Below are 20,957 nucleotides of genomic sequence, written 5' to 3'. Positions count from 1 at the left end.
GACCATGCGGGAGATGACCTCTGAAGGCAGAAATGCCACGGTTATACCAATACCCATTGATCTGTTCAGGGGGCTGAACCCGATAATGTCTGAGCACGCACAGGGTTCTACCAAGATTGATCCTGAGGATCTGCCCGAGCCTGATGTACCCCCTGACCCTCTAAACTCTGAACAAAAAAGCTGAGCAATACACCAGATACTAAGGGTGCTTAAATGAAGACCGCTACATTAAATACCCGGATAGAAGCTTTTATTCAGGACATATTGAATTCACAGAACGATAACCAAATGCCCAGCCTAAACGAAGTCCAGGAATTTGTCCGAGCAGCCAGAGCTTTGCCTATGAAGGCTGACGAATCCTGGCTGGCTGAAGCAGAGGACTTCAGCCATCTCGCTGACCAGCTTCTGCTGGCAGTTAAAAACAGCCAGTTTGAAGAGGCAGTCCAATTGATGGACTCCATCAGAGAAGCCTGGACTTTTATAGCTGAAAATTGATTTTCAAGTTCCAACCATTTAATTCTGAACAAGCCTGATTGATGAAATTCAGTCAGGCTTGTTTTTTTTTGGCATACTTGGTAAAGCCGAAATCAGAACATGATTGTGCTTTAACCTTTGATTATTTTCGACACCAACTTACAGAATTTTCATCAAAGTTAACACTACAGCCAAACTTATATATTGACCTCGGTGGACAGTCCCGCACCTACCTGGGAATGATTTCATGAAATCGCTGGAACTTGCTGAGAAATCAAGTAGGTGCGGGACTGTCCCCAATCGCGACAGGTGATAAAATTTTAGAAGTTTCTCTGTAGTGTTAATGTTTCACGTGAAACATTAACTTTGGCAAGGAGAAAAGCATTGCAGTGGAACATTGTGGTTGCCAATCAAAAAGGTGGCGTGGGCAAGACTACTACAGCGGTAAATCTGGCGGCATCTTTGGCGGTAATGGAAAAAAAGGTGCTCCTGGTGGACTGTGACGCCCAGGCCAACGCCAGCAGCGGTCTTGGTCTGGACATAGACTCCCTGGAATATTCTCTGTATCATGGACTGACAGGGGAGGCTGAACCGGAGAAACTCATCAGACCTACGGAAATGAAATACTTAGATATAATTCCCTCTAACAAGGATCTGGTTGCTGTAGAACTGGAACTGAATGACAGGCAGGACAGGGAATATTATCTGTACAAACTTCTCAAGAACGTCAGTAAGCCGTACGAATACATAATACTGGACTGCCCGCCCTCGCTGGGCATGATTACAATCAATGCCATGTGCGCATCCAATCGTTTATTAGTTCCCATGCAATGCGAGTATTATGCCCTGGAGGGAATTGCCAGACTGTTCGAAACATATGAACTAATACGGAAGCGGCTGAATAATGATCTGGAATTGCTTGGGGTGGCCCTGACCATGTTTGATAAAAGGAACAAACTCTGTCACCAGGTTATCAAGGAAATCAGAAGGCATTTTCAGGCTCAAACCATGGACAGCATTATTCCAAGAAATGTCCGTCTCTCTGAAGCTCCAAGTCACGGCAGGCCGGTACTGGCATATGATATAAGGTCTACTGGGTCGCATGCATATCTGAGGCTGGCCAGAGAGGTTGTGGGAAGGCTGCAATAACAGCAGGCTGAATCAAAAGGCTTATTGTTCCCGCGCTCACCCGCCCTGGCGGCTGGGAGCGCGGGAACAATAAGCAGTGAAGAATATAGAGTTTAAAACAGGGAAGGAAAAGTTATTTTATATCCTGTCATCATGATCTTCATGGTTAAATGATTTTTCAGTGAAAACAGGTTACTTTGGCTACACGCTAAGATTCCCTGTAGTGGTAATCAAGAGTAAAATAATCCATGTTCTGTTCTGGCTCTACTTTACCTTGCAGGTAAATTCTGAGCATTCATAAAGGATATGATCCTTGAAATGCTTTTTTGTAACCCTGGACTGGCATCCAAGGCATAAAAAAGCAACAAGACCACCGAGGCTTGCGCTTCTTAAATAAAACTTCTTGGGGTCATCCTGGGTCCAGTCGCTGGTCAGGGCACCACAACCCTTGCATTCAACCTTTTTTTCCACAGGATAGTTAAAGTCCCAGTACATTAAAAAGTTTGTCCATTCGTTTAATGGTTCTGCAGGAAGAGCGGACTTTTTTTCACTCTTCAGGAGTATGCTTTCCAGATCATCCTGGTGCTTGAGCCACTCTTCTGCAGGTATCCAGACCCCGGTGAGCTGACCGGTCTCATTGTAGAAAGGTTGTACAGGCATTTTGCTATTCATAAAGCCTCCTTAACTGAAGTTTAAAGTAATATAAAACAGGAAAACAGAAATGCAAAAAAAAGAAAAAGGACTGGGCAAAGGGTTGGATGCCCTGATCAAACCTTCATTCTATGAGGAAAAGAACACGGACAGCGTTCAACTAAGTGTTCAAAAAGTCAAGCCAAATCCATATCAGCCCAGGAAAAACTTTGCAGAAGAAAGTATCAGCGAGCTGGCTGCCTCAATCCAGGAAAACGGAGTACTCCAGCCCATCCTGGTGCGCAAAAATGAAAACCAGGAGTACGAGATCATAGCTGGAGAAAGACGATGGCGGGCCAGCATTGAAGCTGGTCTCAACACCATCCCGGCACTGGTGAGAGATTATGACAATAACCAGGTTCTGGCAATAGCGCTTATTGAAAATCTTCAGCGTGAGGATTTAAATCCAATGGAGCAGGCTTACGCTCTGCAGAGGCTGCAGTCAGAGCTGGGCATCAACCAGGAGGAGCTGGCTGATAGAATAGGCAAGAGCAGATCACAGCTAACCAATACCCTCAGGCTGATAAAACTTCCAGAGAAAATCAGGGACATGGTGGAAGACAGGTCTTTAAGTCCAGGTCATGCCAGATGTCTACTGGGAATCAAGGATGAAGAGCTCATGCTGGAGGCAGCAGGTAAAATCGTCTCCAGAAACCTGTCAGTGCGGCAGACCGAAGAGCTGGTTAAAAAATTAACCCAGGAAAAGAAAAAAGAAAGCAGAAGAAACAAGAGTGACTTTGCCGGTTCACTGGAAAGCCGGATAAAAGAGAAGATCGAGAACAAACTAAGTGTTCAGACGCAGGGAGACGAAAAAAAGGGTAAGGTTGTTCTGCAATACAGAAACGAGAACGAACTTGATGCTCTTTTAAAATGCCTTGGCATAGATAACTAACAATTTGGAACTGCCTGAAATGGAAACCAGACAAAAATTAATACAGAACCTGGACAGAATTCGGGGAAAACGCCTGTTAGTCATCGGCGATATCATGCTGGATCATTATCAATGGGGGGAAGTCTCCAGAATCTCCCCCGAGGCACCTGTGCCGGTGGTATACGTGGAGAAGGAAACATACAGCCTGGGCGGGGCGGGAAATGTAGCCAGAAACATAAAAAGCCTGGGCGGTGAACCGGTATTGATAAGTGTCGCCGGAGATGATGATCACTGCAGAGAAATAAAAAAAATGCTGGATAGAGAAGGCATTGAACATACAATAGTAAGTTCACGCAAGAGAAAAACCACCGTTAAAACCAGGGTTATCGGCAACAGTCAGCAGATTGTCAGGGTGGACCAGGAAAACTGCAATGATCTGGAACCAGGACTTATGGCTGAAATAACCAGTCTGATAGAGAAAAAGGGATTTGGCGAATATGTACTGGTATCGGATTACGGAAAAGGAATGGTCAATAGAAAGACTCTGTCGGCTTTACAGGACTACAAGGTGGTGCTGGATCCCAAAACAAAAAATTTCAGGGTATATAAGGATCTGTTTCTCATGACCCCAAACCAGAAAGAGGCCGAGGAGGGCAGCAACACAAAAATCAACTCAAATAAAGACATTATCAGCACAGGAAAAAAAATAATGAAAACCAAAAACCTGGAAAACCTGCTGATAACTGTTGGCCCCATGGGCATGGTCCTGTTTAGAAGCAACAAAGAGATACTGCATTTTCCCACAAGCGCCAGAAAAGTCTATGATGTAACCGGGGCAGGGGATACAGTTATTGCCACCATGGGAATCTGCCTGCAGGCACAATACTCACTGCCGGATGCCTGTATGACGGCCAATTTTGCTGCAGGCCTGGTTGTGGGCCAGGTTGGTACTGCAGCTGCAGACAGGGAGAACCTTGTTCAGTCCATTGAATCTATGAGTCAGCCTGAGATTTATCACTGGTAATTTCACAACTTGAGGAACAGTACCCATCGCTCAGGGCGAACATGGCATGAGCCACTCTTTTCTCCTTTAGCTGTCTCTCCGTGGTGAAAGTGCAGGGCGGGCATTCCTTGAATATTTCCTGCAGATGCTGCCAGGTTGGAATGCAATGATAACCCCTGCAGATCTCTTTTTTATCTTTGACCCGGACCAGAGCGGCATCAGTTGAATCGGTGACCAGGACAAAAGGTACGGGGCCTCCGGGAAAAATTCTGGCTGCGCTTACATACTGGGTAATATATGTAGAAACCGCTCCAGGACAAAAACCCAGGATCATAGCAGGCTGTTCATCTATGGTGACCAGAAAATCCAGATTTATAGTGTAATCAATATCATCAAGCCCGAGCGGCAATTTATATCTGGGCTTTATATTCTGCACGGGATAACCTTTTTCCTCGACCAGGATGCGGGCAAGGGCCTGGCGGATATCCTCGTAAGTGGTCATCTGGAGATCCTTGCCGGTGAGATAGTCCTGGATCACCTGATCAAATTTTACTTCATGCATGTCTAACCCTCTTAAATTCTTAAAATGTATTCAGACAGTAAAACGCAGGATGAAAAGACCTGGTCAGCTTCGATCAAAATAACCGCTTATCATACTGAATTCCATGTACTGCACCCGGTAAGGATAAAAAAACAACTCCTGCATTAAAGATTGAAAACCAGGCTCAATATTTAAAAAACCGACTTTCTCAGAGGCATCAACCTGCACCAGGACCGTTTCGTCCAAAAGAACCCTCGTCCTGAAGCCCGAAAGGCCGGCCCTGAGTAGATAATCCTCTGCTCTGCCGAGCCTTTGAACCAGGTCGGAATCCAGTTGGTATCCATACTGGAAACGGGTCAGAAGACAGGACCTGGAAAACCTGGGAATATTTAAGCCCAATTCCTGGGCCAGATCTTCAACCATCATACGGTGAAAACCCAGGCTGGCAAAAGGAGTCATGACTCCCTGCTCTTTTAAGGCTTTTTGACCCGGCCGATACTTTGAAAGATCTGAAGCATTGGAACCGTCGATAATGGTCCTGCCGGGCTCTACACATCTTTTAAGCCTGAAATAAAGATCATTTTTGCAGTAATAACAACGTTCCCTGGAGTTGGCGGCGATTTTTGGATCTTTGAGAGGCTGGCACGGGATAAATAAATGCGGTATAGAATTTTCAGTGACCACTTTCTGGACATGCTCTGCCTCAAATGATGTTAAGTGATCCCCGCAGAAAGTATACGCAGTAAATTCAATATGGTTTTCAAGACAGAAAAAAGTAAGTGTTGAGCTGTCCACCCCCCCGGACAGGGCTATAGCCAGGGGAGAAAGAAACAAAAGGTGCTTACGGAGCCTGTCAGTTGGATTCAATTTTATCCTGTGCCTGGGTCAGAAAAAATTCACCTGACTGGATCCAGTCCTTTAACTGGTCTGCAATCTCCAGGGACATGGAGTAACTGGTCAGGGGTACTGTAGTCACCTTTTTGTCGTTTATCTCCACACTTCCTGATAGGAGTTGCTCATACGTGACATAAGCCAGTATTTTGGCCTTGCCTGCTCCATATTCGTACCCGTAATCAATAACCGGCATGTGGATTTCAGAATCGTCAACTCCTGCATACCAGGCTATATCCTCGTTTAACACCGGAATGGGGATGCCAAGTCCAACAGCCATGGAGCATCCATAACCGGCAAAACTGATTCCACGGATATATCTATGGTTCATCTGTTTAAAATCCCCTTTGACCATCAGGGTCCCTGCGGGCATCTTGGGGATGCCGCGCTCATTTCGTGGTGGATCAGGATTGTGCTGGGTACCTTCACCAATAACATATCCTGTGCCACCGCCCAGAAAAATTCTGGTGCCAAGCCCTGTGGTCAGAAAATAAGGATCATTGAACAAAGGGCTCAGGGAACCTGCGGTAGCGAAGTTGAGATTACCCATATTAGCCCTTAGCGGACCCATGTAAGTATATTTGATCCTGTTGGTGAGGTTCACAGCACAGTTGTAATTCTGGTAGGCATTTCTGGGGTTGAAAAGTACAGCACTTTTGAGTTCGCCAAGGGTTATATCCTTTTCCAGAAGTTTTCGGGGATAACAGTCTGTACCATATCCCTGGACACGCAAGTGTACGGAATTTCCCCGGACGAGGTTTTCAATCACATGTCCACCACCGTAGGTAAAAGTACCTGGATAAACCTTGTTCAGGGGATCGTTTTCCGTTGTTTCCGTAACACCGATAAATGAATCAGCAGCTGCCAGTCCTCCATAGCAGGGGACGTTATCCAGCCATATCTTGTGGCCCTTGATCATGGGTGGTTTTTGGGCAAAGTTAAAAATCATGCCCGAGGAACACATTGGAGAAAAAGTACCGGTGGTTACCACATCAACTTCCCTGGCTGCCTCCACCTTGCCCTTATCCCGGACCAGGGAAGCCATCTGCCGTGCATTGACTACCACTGCTTTACCAGACTTGATTTTCTGATTTATCTCGTCAATGGTTCTGTTTACCTGTTTATTAAAAGCCATTTATCATTCCTGCCGGGTGTTGCGGCTATGTTTGGATTAGGGACTGCAGTCCTGGAAAATGGAAAATATCAAGCTCAAAAAAAATAACCATTCAGGGGGCAGATACCGTCCAGGGGTACAGTCCCCGCGACACTTTTACTGCACCACTGAAAAGTACAGACACGAAGTTCTGTGAAGCATCATTATCATCACTTAGCGGGGACAGGCCCCTGGCCTTGTGCCATCAGCCAACACCGAGGTCCCCCTGAATGGTTACAAAAAAAGAGTCTCAAGTTTCAATCAATTATGAATAATTCCTGATTTTTAAATTAAAAAAAGGATTCATGCAAGTCAAAGAGATGGCTGATGAACAAGAAATACTTTATAAAAACTCAAAAAAAATCGGTTAGTTTATTAAAAAAATATAAAAATTACAAGATGATACATAATAAAAAGTATTTTACAAAATACAAAATCAATGGTATAAGGATTTGTTTTTGCATAAACAAAGAGACTCTGTCCTATATTTAAGGATATCAGTTGGTTATTTGATTTATAAACTCAATAACAACAGTTATGAAAAAATTGACAATTCTGCTTCAGGAAAATGATTTTTTGAACACCCGGTTCACGGAAATGAAAAGAAACAACAAACATTACAAGACAAAAAAATAAATAAATAAAGATAGTTAAATGAAAAATATACATTTAAACATACCCTATTAAGGATTCTAAATCTATGAAAATTATAATATATAAAGAGGATTTCGTGGAAGGGATCAGTAAGGCTTCAAACCTTATTCCAACTAAAACAGGGGCTGCATATCTTCGAACCATCTGGTTCAAAACGGATATGGACAGCGTCAGGATTATGAGTACGGACAGCAATGTGGAATTTACAGGTGAATACCGGGCTGAAATCGTTGAAGAAGGCCTTATCGGCACGCCGGGGAGAAAAATATCCGACCTCATAAGGAAATTGAAATCCGGACCCATCACCATGTATTCTGATGAAAAAAATGATATTCTATATGTTCAACAGGAAAAAAGGCATTTCAAGCTGCCCCTCAGTGAAAGCTCCTGGTTTCCCGAACTTGATGAATTCCCGGAAGAAAATGCTCTGGCCGGCATTCCCGGGATAAAATTCAAGGATATTCTGGAAAAAAGTCTTTTCTGCATAAGTGATGACGATACCATGCAGGGAATGACCTGCCTGAAGATTGCCCCCGGAGATGAGAACCAGGTGGAATTCTGTGCTTTTAACGGGCATCAGCTGAGCCTGTACATCCATGAAAGCAGTGGCTTAAGAGAGATCCTGCCCGAAAAGGGAATAATGATCGCCAAGAAATACCTCATGGATCTTCGCAAATGGGTTCCTGAGTCGGATATTCAGATAACCATCACCGATTCAAAGATATTTTTCAGGACACTGGACAAAAAAGAATGCTTTAGTCTGCCCCTGAACATGCATCAGTTTCCCAATTACCGCGATTTTATAAACAACTACTCGGAAAAGCTTGGTGGGCCTCTGGTAACCACAAAAAATGATCTCATGGATTCCTTAGAGAGAATTCTGATATTCAACACTGATTCTCAGATGTCCACCCTCATGAGGCTTGGACAGGAAGAGATCTATATGACCAGTACTGCCGTGGATTCAGGAGAAGCTGAAGAGGTTGTCGGCTGCAGTTACCAGGGTAATCTAAAGGAGGTGGTTTTCAACACCAAAAGCCTCCTGGAAATCCTGGGCCATATCGATGACGATAACGTGGTCATGAAGTTTTCAGGTCCCATAGAACCGTGCAGGATAAACGGAGAAAACGACCAAAAGTACTACGTCATGACCATGCCGGTACAGATCGAAGAAGAGACCTATTACACCGAAGAAGAAATGGATTAAAAAAAATGGACAACAAAGACAGACAGGAAAATTCAGGAGAATACACAGCCCAGAGCATCCAGGTTCTGGAAGGGCTGACCGCGGTGAGAAAACGCCCGGCAATGTACATCGGCTCAACTGATGTGCGGGGTCTTCAGCACCTGGTTTATGAAGTTCTGGACAACAGCATAGACGAGGCCATGGCCGGTTATTGCGACAATGTGCGCATAACTGTTCACATGGACAACAGCGTAACCATCTCAGACAACGGCCGGGGTATTCCTGTGGACTGGCATGAAAAGGAAAACAGGCCGGCCCTGGAGGTGGTCATGACCGTTCTTCATGCCGGGGGAAAATTCGACAACGCCAGCTACAAAGTATCCGGGGGACTGCACGGAGTAGGGGTTTCGGTTGTTAATGCCCTTTCCGAATACCTGGAAGTAACCGTTCGCAGGGAAGGAGAAAAGTATTTCCAGAAGTTTGAAAGAGGCATACCGGTTACCAAGCTTCGCCATGAGGGACCCTCGTCCAGCCGTGGTACCACCATAAAGTTCAGGCCCGATGAAGAGATTTTTTCCACTCTTGATTTTGACTACGATACACTGTCCAAGCGATTTGAAGAGCTTGCATACTTAAACTGCGGCCTGAGGATAAAGTTTCAGGACGAGCGCTACCAGAAAAGCGATGTGTTTCAGTTCGACGGGGGGCTTTTGTCCTTTATTAAAAATGTGAACAAGGACAGCGGCCTGCACAAGGTGATCTACGCCAGCGGCGAAGTTCACAACGTATCCATGGAGCTGACCCTGCAGTACAAGACAGGCTACAAGGAACATATTTACTCTTTTGCCAACAATATCCGTACCGTAGAAGGCGGAACCCACTTAAACGGCCTGCGTTCTGCACTGACCAGGGCCATAAATACATATATCCAGCATGCCCAGGATCTGCCCAGAAAACTCAAACAGAAACTCACCGGTGATGACGTACGAGAAGGTCTTACCAGTATAATCAGCGTCAAGGTCCCGGATCCACAGTTTGAAGGCCAGACCAAGACCAAGCTGGGCAACAGCGAAATTTCGGGCTATGTGTCAGGGATAGCCTACGAAAAGATCACCACTTTTTTAAATGAGAATCCCAAGGATGCCCGCATCATAGTGGAGAAAGTTGTAGATGCTGCCCGGGCCAGGGAGGCCGCGCGCAAGGCCAAGGAACTGGTGCGCAGAAAAGGGGCTCTTTCTGACTATTCCCTGCCGGGCAAGCTTGCTGACTGCCAGAGCAAAAACCCGTCGGAATCAGAGATCTTCATTGTCGAGGGTGATTCAGCCGGAGGGTCGGCCAAGCAGGGCCGAAATCCAAAGCACCAGGCCATTTTACCCTTGCGGGGGAAAATTCTCAACGTAGAGAAGACAAGATTTGAAAAAATTCTCGAAAATAATGAGATAAAAGCACTTATAACAGCCATGGGTGCAGGCATAGGCGATAAGGAGCTTGATCTTTCCAAGCTCAGGTATCACAAGATAGTGATCATGACCGACGCGGACGTGGACGGTGCGCATATCAGGACCCTTCTTTTGACTTTTTTCTTCAGGCAGTTCAGCCAGCTCATTGAGAACGGATACCTGTATATAGCCCAGCCTCCCCTTTACCGGGTGCACAAAGGCAATTTTGAACAGTTCATAAGCGATGAAAAAACCATGCACGATTTTCTGCTCAATCGTGTTTACGATGAAATTTCCATTAAAACGGAAAATGGGCTGGAATACACTAAGGATGAGATGGTTGAACTCATCAAAAATCTTATATCACTTAAAGACAGTTTTGAAGATGCCGGCAATATGGGCATCAAGGAAGAACTTTTTCAAAGTCTTCTTGAGTATGAACCAAGACTTCACCCTGTCCATTTTGTATATGAAGACAGTTCAGAGTTTATCAGCTTCATGTCCGGCAGGGGGTTTGAAACCACCCTGGAAAAAGAGGAAAGCGAGATTGAAAAGAGATATTTCCTGGTTTTTACAGACCGAAACGAGCACAGTACACGCATAGGAATAGAATTTTTCAACTCAGGTCTGTACAAAAAGGCGCACCAGGTGCAACAGCAGATCCTTCACAACAACCCGGGCCTTGGTTTTGAAATCCTGAGTCAGAAGGACACCATCCAGGTTAAGGGTATTTTTCCTCTCCTGGACAAGGTTTTTGAGCTTGCTCACAAGGGGATCAACATCCAGCGATACAAGGGCCTGGGGGAGATGAATCCAGAGCAGCTGTGGTCCACCACTATGGATCCGGACAAAAGGACCATGCTCCAGGTCAACGTAGAAGACGCAGAACTTGCAGACGATCTTTTTTCCAGGCTCATGGGCGACAAGGTGGAACCCAGGCGGGAATTCATCGAGAAAAACGCCCTGGAAGTAGCAGATCTGGATATTTAAAGTAGTTATGAAAAATCAATTAAAACAAATTCCCGGAGCCTGCAATTGAGCAATATCAGCATTGAACAGGAAATAAAAAAATCCTACCTGGAATATTCGCTAAGCGTAATAATCGGCCGGGCCATCCCTGATGTCCGTGACGGTCTGAAACCCGTTCACCGGCGTATACTCTATGCCATGCACGAGCTTGGCAACACCTACAACCGCCCCTATAAAAAATCGGCCAGGGTGGTTGGTGACGTCATCGGTAAATACCATCCCCACGGTGATTCAGCAGTGTATGATGCCCTGGTGCGCATGGCCCAGGATTTCAATATGCGTGACCCCTTAGTGGACGGACAGGGCAACTTCGGTTCCATCGACGGGGACGCCCCGGCAGCCATGCGGTATACAGAAGCCCGCATGTCCAGGCTTGCCGGCGAGTTTCTGGCTGATATCGAAAAAAACACGGTCAATTTCAGGGCCAACTACGACAATACCCTCACCGAACCCGAGGTCCTGCCGGCCAGAGTTCCCAATATCCTGGTCAACGGCAGCTCGGGCATTGCCGTAGGCATGGCCACGAATATTCCCCCGCACAACCTGGGGGAGGTGATTGACGCCCTTCTGCAGCTTCTGGACAACCCGGAGACAAACATCTCCCAGCTCATGCAGCACATTAAGGCCCCGGACCTGCCTACCGGGGCATATATTTACAACCTCAAAGGTGTACTCGAGGCTTACCGGACAGGCAGGGGAAGCTTTAAAATCCGTTCCAGGCTGGACGTGGAGACCAGGTCCAGGGGACATGAATCAATTGTCATCAACGAAGTTCCCTATGCCCTGAACAAGGCCAACCTGGTGGAAAAAATAGCCGGGCTGGTCAATGATAAGAAAATCGAAGGCATTTCCGATCTGCGGGACGAATCAGACCGCAATGGAATCAGGATAGTCATAGACCTGAAAAAGGGAGCCATCTCCGATGTAATCATCAACAAACTGTATAAGCTTACCGCCCTGGAGACCAGCTTCGGCATCAATATGATGGCCGTGGTCAATAACCGTCCGCAGCTGTTAAACCTCAAACAGGTCCTGGAGTATTTCCTGGAGCACAGAAAGGAGGTCATACTCAGGCGCTCCAGGCATGACCTGGAAAAGGCGGAGCACAGGGCGCACATCCTGGAGGGGCTGCAGATAGCCCTGGACAACATCGACGAGGTGGTCCGGCTCATCAGGTCGTCATCCACCGGGGCCGAAGCCAGAGAAAAGCTCATGTCAAACTTTTCCCTGAGCCAGGTTCAGGCCCAGGCCATCCTGGATATGCGCCTGCAAAGGCTGACCAATATGGAGCGCGAAAAACTGATGCAGGAGTACAGGGAGCTTTTGCAGCAGATTGAATTTCTAAAAAGCATCCTGGAAAATATTGATATCCTCAAGGGTGAAATAAAAAAAGAACTCCAAGAGATAAAAAAAACCTATTCCACTCCCCGCAGAACACAGATCCTGGAACAGGACCCCGACAGTATAGAGATGCTGGACCTGATCCCGGATCATGACGTGGTGGTGACCCTGTCCAGAAATGGCTATATCAAGAGAACGCTTCTTGAATATTACCACCAGCAGAAAAGAGGAGGCAAGGGAATAGCCGGGGCCAATGTCGGGGACAAGGACTTTATTACTACTCTTTTTACCACCAGCAATCATAAGGATATTTATCTCTTCTCCAACACCGGCAAGTCTTATCTGCTCAAGGCCTACGAAATCCCGGAAGGATCACGCACGGCCAGGGGAGTGCACATTAAAAACCTGCTTCCCCTGGATAACGAGGAATACATTGCCACAGCACTTTCCGAGCGCAATTTTCACCAGAGACACTATTTTCTTTTTGTGACCAAAAAAGGCATGGTCAAAAAGACATCCATCGAGATGTTCAAGAACATGCGCTCCCTGGGTCTGATTGCAGTCAATCTCAAACCCGGAGATGAACTCATCGGGGTCAAAGTGGTCAAAGATGAATCCGAGGTAATTATAACTACACATGATGGCCTGGCCATTCGCTTTGCCTGCAGGGATCTCCGGGCGATGGGCAGAAACGCCGCCGGGGTCAAGGGAATTTCCCTGCGCCAGGGCGACGAGGTGGTTTCCGGGGCTGTACTGGACCCGGGCGAAGCAAGGGAGCTTTTTACCATTTCGGAAAAAGGTTTCGGAAAAAAGACCAGCCTGGACATGTACAAGTTACAGGCAAGGGGGGGAAAGGGTCTTATCAATATGAAGGTAACCTCCAAAACGGGCAAGGTGGTGAGTTCAATGCCTGTATCAGACCAGGAAGAGCTGATTATTTTCACCTCAGCCAACAAGATAATCAGGCTGGGCACCAGCGATATCCGGTCTGTTGGACGCTCAACCCAGGGAGTAAAAATGGTTGACCTGGAAAATGATCAGAAGGTGATCTGCGCAGACCTGATCATCCCGGAACAGCACCTGCTTGGTGATAAAGAAGAGCAGTAGAATAGTTGCATGTATGAAAAGGCTGCTTTACATCATTTTTCCGGTTCTCATATTTATTATGCTTCCTGGATGCCTGGAACAAAAAGAGGATACGGATGATTTCGACCAGGCCGAATATTATTTTTCCACGGGTCAGTTCAACCAGGCCAGAAATTTATACCAGCAGTATATAGACGAAAATGAGCACGGACGAAAAAGATACCAGGCCTGGAACCGGCTTTTAAGCATCAGTGTGGATATATATAATGACATTGAGGGAGGGCTTGATATATTAAAGGCCATGCAGATGGAGTACGACGGGGAACTGGACAGAATCCTGGATATCAATGCCAGGATTGCAGGTAAATATGATAGACTGGGACAGCCACGGGAAAGTCGCCGGCTCTGGAAAAAGAACAAGGAACTGGCACAGTCCGGTAAGGAAAGGAAAAAAGCAGCTCTTTTCCTTTCCAAAACAGGTATTCAGCTGCGCGAATTTGAGAGGGTCCGGGAGGACCTGGAAAAATTTTCTGACTGTTCAGGCGAAACAGATGCCGAGCTGTGCTCCATGATTCATTATACCCGGGGGAAATCCTATTACCTGGAAAATGATCTTACCAGGGCCGGGGAGGTTTTATCCAGGGCTTACAGCTTGGATGCCGGGAATGAATACAGGTCCAGGGCTGGACTTCTCCTGACAGAGGTCCTCCTTGACCAGGATAAAGTCGATCAGGCTGTAGATCTCTTAAAAGAAATCCTGGACATACATCCCAACCCCAAAGCCATTGAGGCCCGCATTGAACATCTGTCATCTATCCGGGATTAATCAGATTTTTCCCGGTAATGCTCCAGAGCCTTGCGGACTTCTTCTGCAGCCTCCTGCAGGCGTTTTCTGTCTTCTTCTGTATCAGCCTCCTTCTTCAGGTAACCCAGGGTCTGCAGGTATTGCTCAAGATGCATGACAGTCAGGTAATCACGGGTCTTAACCGGTATGAGCTTTAGTTCGCTTATTTCCCCGGAGTGCTTTTGAAGCTTTTCCTGCATGTTTTCTGTGGCGTCTTGAAGCTTTGCGGTCTCCTCCCTGAATTCACGGTCCAGCTCTCCCAGTTTTTTATCCGCATCCCTGAAATCATGCTCCAGGCTGTCCAGGCTGCTTTGGGTATCTTCAATCATGCCGGTGGTTTTTTCCATATTGGCTTTAGTCTGCTCGTGCACTTTTTCAAATTCTGTGTGGCCGTAGTAGTAAAGAGCCACCAGGATGAAGAAAAGAACTACGCATCCGGCCATGGCCGCCTTGCCCCAGGCCCTGGATGAGGCTGAACTGACAATTTCTTCCTTAAAGGCTTCTTCGTCAGGGCTTATTTTTTCCTGGCGCTTCATGATCTGTCTGGCCCGTTCCATTTCGGCCGTCTTAAAATCTTCCTGCAAGAGCCTCAATTTTTTGCGCAGGACTTTCAATTTTTCCCTGGCCTCCCTGTTGGCCGGGAAAAAAGTGATTATACCAAAAATTATGCCCAGCAGAAAGCAGAAGAAGATGAATACATACATGGCCACCTGGGGCAAAGAAAGCTCAATGAACCACAGATCAAGTTCCAGAGGCGCCTTTAATCCCAGTGTTTCAGTGTTTTGACTGAGGCCGAGCATTACTGCGGCAAAAACCAGCAACAGAAAAATCAGTCTAAATGCGTTCATTTTTGCATCCCCCTCAGGTTTCCGGGCTTATTCATCTCCGGCTTTATGTATGGTTCGTACCGGCATCAAAGTGATTGTCTCTACCGTAGATGGTGGTAAAGTAGAGCAAAAATTCCTTGATATCAATGCCAATTTCTGCACTTTTTACACGCCACTCCCAGTTTCCTCGGGCAACAGACGGTGTATTCATGCGGAAACGCCCGTCTAAGCCGAGTACATCCTGCATGGGTAAAACACATAATCTGGCCGGTGAGGACATGGCCATGCGGATAATTTCCCTGCAAATATTTTCTGCATCGAGCCTTCGCCCGGTATACTCGCTGAGCCTTTTTTTGGCTATGGAATCCAGTTCATTTTCAAACCATCCTCTCACCGTGTTGTTGTCGTGAGTTCCCGGATAGATCACGCAATTGGGTATATGATTGTGAGGTATATAAGGGTTGGTGGGCATATCCTCGCCAAAGGCGAACTGGAGGATCTTCATTCCCGGCAGGCCGTAACTGTCCCTTAGCTCCAGTACATCTTCAGTAATGTATCCCAGGTCCTCGGCCACAAAATGAGCCGGGGATATTTCACTGGTCAGGGCGGACCAGAAACGGTGCCCGGGGCCTTCCTCCCATTTACCGTCAACTGCGGTTTGGGCACCGGCAGGTATGCTCCAGTAGGAGGCAAACCCCCGGAAATGATCAAATCTTAAAAGATCGAACATAACCAGGTTCTGCCTTATGCGCTTGATCCACCACTGGTAATTCTCCCTGGCGCATTCTTCCCAGTCATAAATGGGATTGCCCCACAACTGCCCTGTTTCACTGAAATAATCCGGCGGAGCTCCTGCCACCCTGGTGGGGTTTTTCTCCTGGTCCAGCAAAAAGAGGTGAGGGTTGGACCATACGTCGCAGCTGTCCAGGCTGACATAGATGGGCAGATCCCCGAATATGAGCACGTTGTGGTTATTGGCGTAGGTTTTAAGTTTCTGCCACTGACTGAAAAATAAGTACTGACAGAATTTTTCCCGCAATATTTCATTTGACAGTCTGTTTTTAAATTCCTCCACGGCTTCAAGGTGGCGAAGCCTGATCTTTCTTGGCCACCTGTACCATGGTGCTCCGCTGAAATGTTCCTTGAGGGCGCTGAACAGAGCGAAGTCATCAAGCCAGAAGGAATGGTTGCGGCAGAAAAGCTCGAACTTTGAACCGTTTTCCAGGCTTTCCCTGTTGCGCTTGAAGGCCTTTTGCAGCAAGGATTTTTTAAAGTCGCCGGCCAGTTCATAATCCGTGCGGTGTTCTGGAAAGCCGGGCAGATCTCTTGTATCCTGCGGATCAAGAAGACCCTTGTCCTGCAGCGCTTCCGGATCAATAAAAAGCGGATTGCCGGCAAATGCGCTGTAGCTGGAATAGGGTGAATTGCCGGTCCCGGGTGTGGTGGGGTTAAGGGGCAGTATCTGCCAGATCTTCTGCCTGCTGCCGGCCAGAAAATCAACAAAGCGGTAGGCATGTGGACCCATGTCGCCTGATCCGTAGGGTCCAGGCAGTGATGATATGTGCAGGAGTATGCCGTTTAACCTCTTCATCAGCTCTGCTCCATGAACAATATGCCCAGGGGGGGAAGTGTCAGGCTCAGGCGGTGGGAATATCCATGGGCCTGGATTTCCTGAGCGTGATAGACATCCGGGTTGACCAGGTGAGAACCTCCGAACCGGGCATCGTCGCTGTTGAGTATCTCCCTGTAGGGTCCAGGTCCCGGTACCCCCAGGATATAATCATGCCTGGGCACAGGCGTGAAATTGGCGGCCATAATCAGCGGCTTCTTCTCTTTGTCCCGGCGGATAAAGGATAATACGCTGTTGTCCGAGTCGGTACAGTCGATCCAGGAGAATCCCCCTGGTTCGAAATCCAGCTCGTAAAGCTGGGGGCGGTTGCGGTACAGGTTATTCACCTCACGCAGCCAGTCCTGAACCTGCCTGTGCCGGTCGTATTGCAGAAGATGCCAGTCCAGGCTCTTGTCATGGTTCCATTCAGTCCACTGGGCCATTTCAGCCCCCATGAACAAAAGCTTTTTGCCGGGATGCGCATACATGTAGCCCAAAAGAAGCCGCAGGTTGGCCAGCTTCTGCCAGTCGTCACCGGGCATTTTTGTGACCAGTGATCCTTTGAGGTGCACCACCTCGTCATGGGACAGGGGCAGGACGAAATTTTCGGTAAAGGCGTACCAGATGCTGAAGGTCATCTGGTTGTGGTGATACTTGCGAAATACCGGCTCTCTGCTCATGTAGCTCAGGGTGTCGTTCATCCAGCCCATGTTCCACTTGTATCCGAATCCCAGGCCCCCTACGTATGTAGGCCTGGAAACCATGGGCCAGGAAGTGGATTCCTCGGCAAAGGTCTGGACATCCGGATAAGAGCGGTACACCTCACTGTTGAGGTGCTTGAGAAAGCTTATGGCGTCCAGGTTTTCATTGCCCCCGAATTCGTTGGGCTCCCAGTCACCGTCCTCACGGGCGTAATCCAGGTAGAGCATGGAAGCCACAGCGTCCAGGCGAAGCCCGTCTATGTGGTAGTAGTCCAGCCAGAAAAGGGCGTTGCTTATAAGAAAGCTGACCACCTCATTGCGGCCGTAATTGAAAATGTAGCTTTTCCATTCCGGGTGAAACCCCTTGCGACTGTCCATATGCTCATACAGGTGGGTGCCGTCGAAAAATCCCAGTCCCACCTCGTCGGTGGGGAAATGGGAAGGCACCCAGTCCAGGATGACCCCTATGCCGTGCTGGTGCAGGACATCTATGAGATACATGAAGTCCTGGGGAGTCCCGTAGCGGCTGGTGGGGGCAAAAAATCCCAGGATCTGGTAACCCCAGGATCCGTAAAAAGGATGTTCGGCCACGGGCATAAATTCTACGTGGGTAAAGCCCATGTCCACAAGATACCCCGGCAGCCTGTCAGCCAGTTCCCGGTAACTCAGGAGCCTCTCGGGATTATCCGGATCCCGCATCCATGAACCCAGGTGCATTTCGTAGATGCTCAAGGGCTTGTCCTGGCGGTTTTTTTCCCGGCGGTTCTGCATCCATTCTTCATCTCCCCACTGGTAGTCCATCTGCCAGATAATGGAAGCTGTGCTGGGAGCTGTTTCCCAGTAGAATCCGAAGGGATCGCCCTTGTCCACACTGTAGCCCTGAAATCTGGAGCGGATATGGTACTTGTACTTATGACCGGGCATGGCCTCGGGCACAAATCCTTCCCAGATGCCGGAACCGTCGCCGCGGACATTGAGCTGATGGGTAGTGTTGTCCCAGTAGTTGAAATCTCCAATGACGCTGACCTGTTCCGCGTTGGGGGCCCATACCCCGAAGTAGGTTCCGCGTACACCGCCATGCATGACCACCTGGGCTCCGAGGTGCTTGTACAGGCGAAAGTGTCTTCCCTGCTTGTAAAGATAAATATCCTGTTCGGTAAACATAAGATTATTAAGTTCTCCTTTGCCCGGCGGGCAGAAAAAAATTGAGCAGTATACAGGTGCTTACTGTTTTTTATTGAAAATTTTCCACATGGTCAGGGCCAGCCACTGCATTACAAGGTCGGTGCGCGCCTTGAATGCCAGTGCCTGCTCCGCCTTTTGCAGGGTTAGAAGCATTTTGTTTGCTTTTACAGGCTCAATGTTCTTAAAAAGGCTTTTTTCCCCCCGCATGCCCCGGGCCAGGTCCAGGCGGATTCTCACCAGGAACTGCCTGGCTCCGGTCAGGTCGAAATTCTCCTTTTTGGAGCATTTGTGCATAAAACCTTTTCCATGAAGGACAAAAGTGCTGAAGTCCGAATACAGTTCTTCCTGCCCGGATTCAAGGCCTGTCCCTGGTGTTCTACCCAGGGTGAGCACAAAACTCCTGGAAACGATGGTGGGCAGGATGGACTGCCTTTCATTGGACAGGAATACAAAAATATTCCGGCTTACAGGCTCTTCCACGGATTTGAGGAGAGCATTGGCGCAAGACGCGTTCATTTCACCGGCCTCCTCCACCACCACCATCCGCCAGCCGTGATGCGGGCTCTGGGAAAGAGCGGGCCTAATTTCCCTGACTTCATCGACAGACAGGCCCTCCAGGGGGGTAAGCCGGAAGAGGTCCCTGAAAGCATCAGCCTCAATCTTGACACACATATCGCATTTAAGACACGGACCATCTCCAGGGTTTCTGCAGTGCAGGGCTTTGAGCAGGTATCCGGCAAGGGCGCTTCTCTGTGTCTGACTGCCGCCTTCGAGAACCAAGCTGCAGGGCGGGTTGTCGACCAGCCTGAGGAGAAGCCCGGCTGCGTTGCTCTGTTCCTGGATGGCTGTTGAAGGTGCAGAAGACATGGTCATTAAAACTCTAGCCCCTGCAGGCTACCTGATGGTCTGTTCCCGGTCCGGACCCACAGATATTATTCTGGCCGGAGTTTTCAGGGCATCTTCAATGTGCTCGATATACATGCGCGCATTCCGCGGCAGGTCAAGGCGGGTTCTGCACTGGCTTATATCTTGGCTCCAGCCGGGGAGTTCCTGGTATACGGGTGTGACCAGGGACATGGCGTTTTCTTCCTGAGGAGGATAAAGGATCTGCTGTCCTTTATACTCATAGGCGGTGCAGACCCTGATGGTATCCAGGCCGCTCATGACATCCAGCTTGGTAATGGCCAGCGCAGTTGGTCCGCACAGTCTCACCGCCTCTCTGAGAATAACCAAGTCAAGCCATCCGCAGCGTCTTTTGCGTCCTGTGGTGGAACCGTACTCAGCTCCCTGAACCTGCATATGTTCTCCCACGTCGTTGTCCTGCTGGGTGGGGAAAGGGCCCTGACCAACCCGGGTGGTATAGGCCTTGACCACGCCTATGGCCTCGTCCATGCTGTAATAACTCCCGGTGCCTGCAGAGGCGTTGGCAGTGATGGTATTGGACGAGGTTACAAAGGGGTAGGTTCCGTGATCTATATCCAGCTGCACCCCCTGGGCGCCCTCGAACATCACTGTGCGCCCGGCTTCCCTGGCTTCCTGGATCTTTAGGGATACATCGGTCAAATAGGGCACCAACCTGTCTGCATAAGGGGCTATGGACTGCAGGACATTTTCTGCCTCTAGGGGGGTGTTCTGGTACAGGCTCTGCAGCAGGGCGTTTTTTTCCGGCAGGGCCTTTTTGATTTTGGCCAGCATAAGTTCGCTGTCCTGCATGTCCCCGGCCCTGATGCCCACGCGGGACATCTTGTCCTCGTAGCACGGCCCGATGCCCCTGCCGGTAGTGCCTATCCTGTCCTTACCGGACTTGGCCTGCTCCCTGGCCCTGTCCAGCTCCTTGTGGTAAGGCATTATAAGATGGGTCTTTCTGCTTATTCCAAGGCTGTCAGGTGTGATTTCAATTCCCCCCTGATGCAGGTCATCCATTTCCCTGCACAAAACTTCCGGGTCCAGAACCACCCCGTTGCCGATGAGGCAAAGTTTGTCCGGATGCAGGATGCCCGAGGGGATCAGATGCAGGATGAACTTCTTGTCCCTGGTGACCAGGGTATGCCCGGCATTGTTGCCTCCCTGGAACCTGACAATTACCTCGGCGCGCTCGGTAAGAAGGTCGACTATTTTTCCCTTTCCTTCGTCACCCCACTGGGTCCCGAATACAACGATATTGGACATGAATCAGCCTCCGTAATCTCTGCGGTAATTATGTCTTGCAGTGCGCTTCGCCCCGGGCTCGGATGGGGGGTGTGTGCCTGAATTTTTGCAAATAGCCTGTTTTTTTAAAATAGCAAACAGGCAAAGTCAATGCGGG

Annotated in this window: 17 protein-coding genes and 1 pseudogene; 9 read left to right on the top strand and 9 right to left on the bottom strand. The window is 48.4% G+C overall.

Annotated features, from left to right (window positions below; all coding sequences use genetic code 11):
- From D5S03_RS08835 to D5S03_RS08825, 3 genes and pseudogenes are all read left to right on the top strand, one after another.
- Nucleotides 1–184 (top strand): annotated as a pseudogene (locus D5S03_RS08835) (slipin family protein); the annotation flags it as partial.
- A gap of 29 nt (nucleotides 185–213) precedes the next feature.
- The gene (locus D5S03_RS08830) at nucleotides 214–495 is read left to right on the top strand and encodes a GAK system XXXCH domain-containing protein (protein WP_008869880.1); all 282 of its coding nucleotides are present in this window, start codon (nucleotides 214–216) and stop codon (nucleotides 493–495) included.
- 363 nt (nucleotides 496–858) lie between these two features.
- Nucleotides 859–1,623: a ParA family protein gene (locus tag D5S03_RS08825; RefSeq protein ID WP_008869879.1), complete on the top strand. Its 765-nt coding sequence runs from the start codon at nucleotides 859–861 to the stop codon at nucleotides 1,621–1,623.
- Nucleotides 1,624–1,866: 243 nt separating this feature from the next.
- Here D5S03_RS08825 and D5S03_RS08820 read toward each other — a convergent pair whose 3' ends face one another.
- Nucleotides 1,867–2,274 (bottom strand): hypothetical protein, encoded by a 408-nt coding sequence (locus D5S03_RS08820; protein WP_008869878.1) that lies wholly within the window; start codon nucleotides 2,272–2,274, stop codon nucleotides 1,867–1,869.
- Between the two features lie 49 nt (nucleotides 2,275–2,323).
- Here D5S03_RS08820 and D5S03_RS08815 point away from each other — a divergent pair, with 49 nt between their 5' ends.
- Both D5S03_RS08815 and D5S03_RS08810 read left to right on the top strand, forming a co-directional pair.
- Complete coding sequence (locus D5S03_RS08815) at nucleotides 2,324–3,184, top strand: ParB/RepB/Spo0J family partition protein (RefSeq protein ID WP_008869877.1); 861 nt, start codon at nucleotides 2,324–2,326, stop codon at nucleotides 3,182–3,184.
- A 19-nt stretch (nucleotides 3,185–3,203) separates the two neighbouring features.
- Nucleotides 3,204–4,187 carry a bifunctional heptose 7-phosphate kinase/heptose 1-phosphate adenyltransferase gene (locus tag D5S03_RS08810; RefSeq protein WP_008869876.1) on the top strand — a complete coding sequence of 328 codons (984 nt, stop codon included), beginning with the start codon at nucleotides 3,204–3,206 and terminating at the stop codon, nucleotides 4,185–4,187.
- Here D5S03_RS08810 and D5S03_RS08805 read toward each other — a convergent pair.
- From D5S03_RS08805 to D5S03_RS08795, 3 genes are all read right to left on the bottom strand, one after another.
- Nucleotides 4,156–4,728 carry a type I restriction enzyme HsdR N-terminal domain-containing protein gene (locus tag D5S03_RS08805; protein ID WP_008869875.1) on the bottom strand — a complete coding sequence of 191 codons (573 nt, stop codon included), beginning with the start codon at nucleotides 4,726–4,728 and terminating at the stop codon, nucleotides 4,156–4,158. The genes D5S03_RS08810 and D5S03_RS08805 overlap by 32 nt on opposite strands.
- Nucleotides 4,729–4,791: 63 nt before the next feature.
- Nucleotides 4,792–5,574, bottom strand: a complete 783-nt coding sequence (gene larE, locus D5S03_RS08800; RefSeq protein WP_287043553.1) for an ATP-dependent sacrificial sulfur transferase LarE — start codon at nucleotides 5,572–5,574, stop codon at nucleotides 4,792–4,794.
- A complete protein-coding gene (locus D5S03_RS08795; protein ID WP_287043551.1) occupies nucleotides 5,561–6,733 on the bottom strand; it encodes a homocysteine biosynthesis protein in 1,173 nt (390 codons plus the stop codon). Before D5S03_RS08795 ends, larE begins: the two co-directional genes overlap by 14 nt.
- 718 nt (nucleotides 6,734–7,451) lie before the next feature.
- Here D5S03_RS08795 and dnaN point away from each other — a divergent pair.
- The 4 genes from dnaN to D5S03_RS08775 are packed head-to-tail and all read left to right on the top strand — an operon-like array spanning nucleotide 7,452 to nucleotide 14,312.
- The gene (gene dnaN, locus D5S03_RS08790) at nucleotides 7,452–8,612 is read left to right on the top strand and encodes a DNA polymerase III subunit beta (protein WP_008869871.1); all 1,161 of its coding nucleotides are present in this window, start codon (nucleotides 7,452–7,454) and stop codon (nucleotides 8,610–8,612) included.
- A 5-nt stretch (nucleotides 8,613–8,617) separates the two neighbouring features.
- Entirely contained in the window at nucleotides 8,618–11,020 is a 2,403-nt protein-coding gene (gyrB, locus tag D5S03_RS08785) for a DNA topoisomerase (ATP-hydrolyzing) subunit B (RefSeq protein ID WP_287043549.1), read from the top strand.
- Between the two features lie 45 nt (nucleotides 11,021–11,065).
- Nucleotides 11,066–13,507 carry a DNA gyrase subunit A gene (gene gyrA / locus D5S03_RS08780; RefSeq protein WP_287043548.1) on the top strand — a complete coding sequence of 814 codons (2,442 nt, stop codon included), beginning with the start codon at nucleotides 11,066–11,068 and terminating at the stop codon, nucleotides 13,505–13,507.
- Between the two features lie 13 nt (nucleotides 13,508–13,520).
- Nucleotides 13,521–14,312 carry a tetratricopeptide repeat protein gene (locus D5S03_RS08775; RefSeq protein WP_287043546.1) on the top strand — a complete coding sequence of 264 codons (792 nt, stop codon included), beginning with the start codon at nucleotides 13,521–13,523 and terminating at the stop codon, nucleotides 14,310–14,312.
- On the opposite strand, the gene D5S03_RS08770 is transcribed toward D5S03_RS08775, so the two are convergent.
- From D5S03_RS08770 to D5S03_RS08750, 5 genes are read right to left on the bottom strand one after another with little or no spacing between them, the layout of a single operon-like run.
- Complete coding sequence (locus D5S03_RS08770) at nucleotides 14,309–15,178, bottom strand: LapA family protein (RefSeq protein WP_008869867.1); 870 nt, start codon at nucleotides 15,176–15,178, stop codon at nucleotides 14,309–14,311. The two genes, D5S03_RS08775 and D5S03_RS08770, sit on opposite strands and share 4 nt — an antisense overlap.
- Nucleotides 15,179–15,221: 43 nt before the next feature.
- Nucleotides 15,222–16,748, bottom strand: coding sequence for a 4-alpha-glucanotransferase (gene malQ, locus D5S03_RS08765; RefSeq protein ID WP_008869866.1), 1,527 nt, complete (start codon nucleotides 16,746–16,748; stop codon nucleotides 15,222–15,224).
- On the bottom strand, nucleotides 16,748–18,631 hold the full coding sequence (gene glgB, locus D5S03_RS08760; RefSeq protein ID WP_008869865.1) for a 1,4-alpha-glucan branching protein GlgB: 1,884 nt from the start codon (nucleotides 18,629–18,631) through the stop codon (nucleotides 16,748–16,750). The genes malQ and glgB overlap by 1 nt, the downstream gene beginning before the upstream one ends.
- A gap of 60 nt (nucleotides 18,632–18,691) precedes the next feature.
- A complete protein-coding gene (locus tag D5S03_RS08755; RefSeq protein WP_008869864.1) occupies nucleotides 18,692–19,525 on the bottom strand; it encodes a DNA polymerase III delta subunit-related protein in 834 nt (277 codons plus the stop codon).
- Between the two features lie 21 nt (nucleotides 19,526–19,546).
- Nucleotides 19,547–20,821, bottom strand: a complete 1,275-nt coding sequence (locus D5S03_RS08750; protein WP_008869863.1) for an adenylosuccinate synthase — start codon at nucleotides 20,819–20,821, stop codon at nucleotides 19,547–19,549.
- Nucleotides 20,822–20,957: the final 136 nt, after the last annotated feature.

It is taken from the genome of Desulfonatronospira sp. MSAO_Bac3 (assembly GCF_003838035.1).
In the GTDB taxonomy this organism is placed as follows: Bacteria; Desulfobacterota; Desulfovibrionia; order Desulfovibrionales; family Desulfonatronovibrionaceae; genus Desulfonatronospira; species Desulfonatronospira thiodismutans.
The sequence above is the reverse complement of the archived record's forward strand: the minus strand, read 5'-3'. Positions and strand labels throughout refer to the sequence as shown.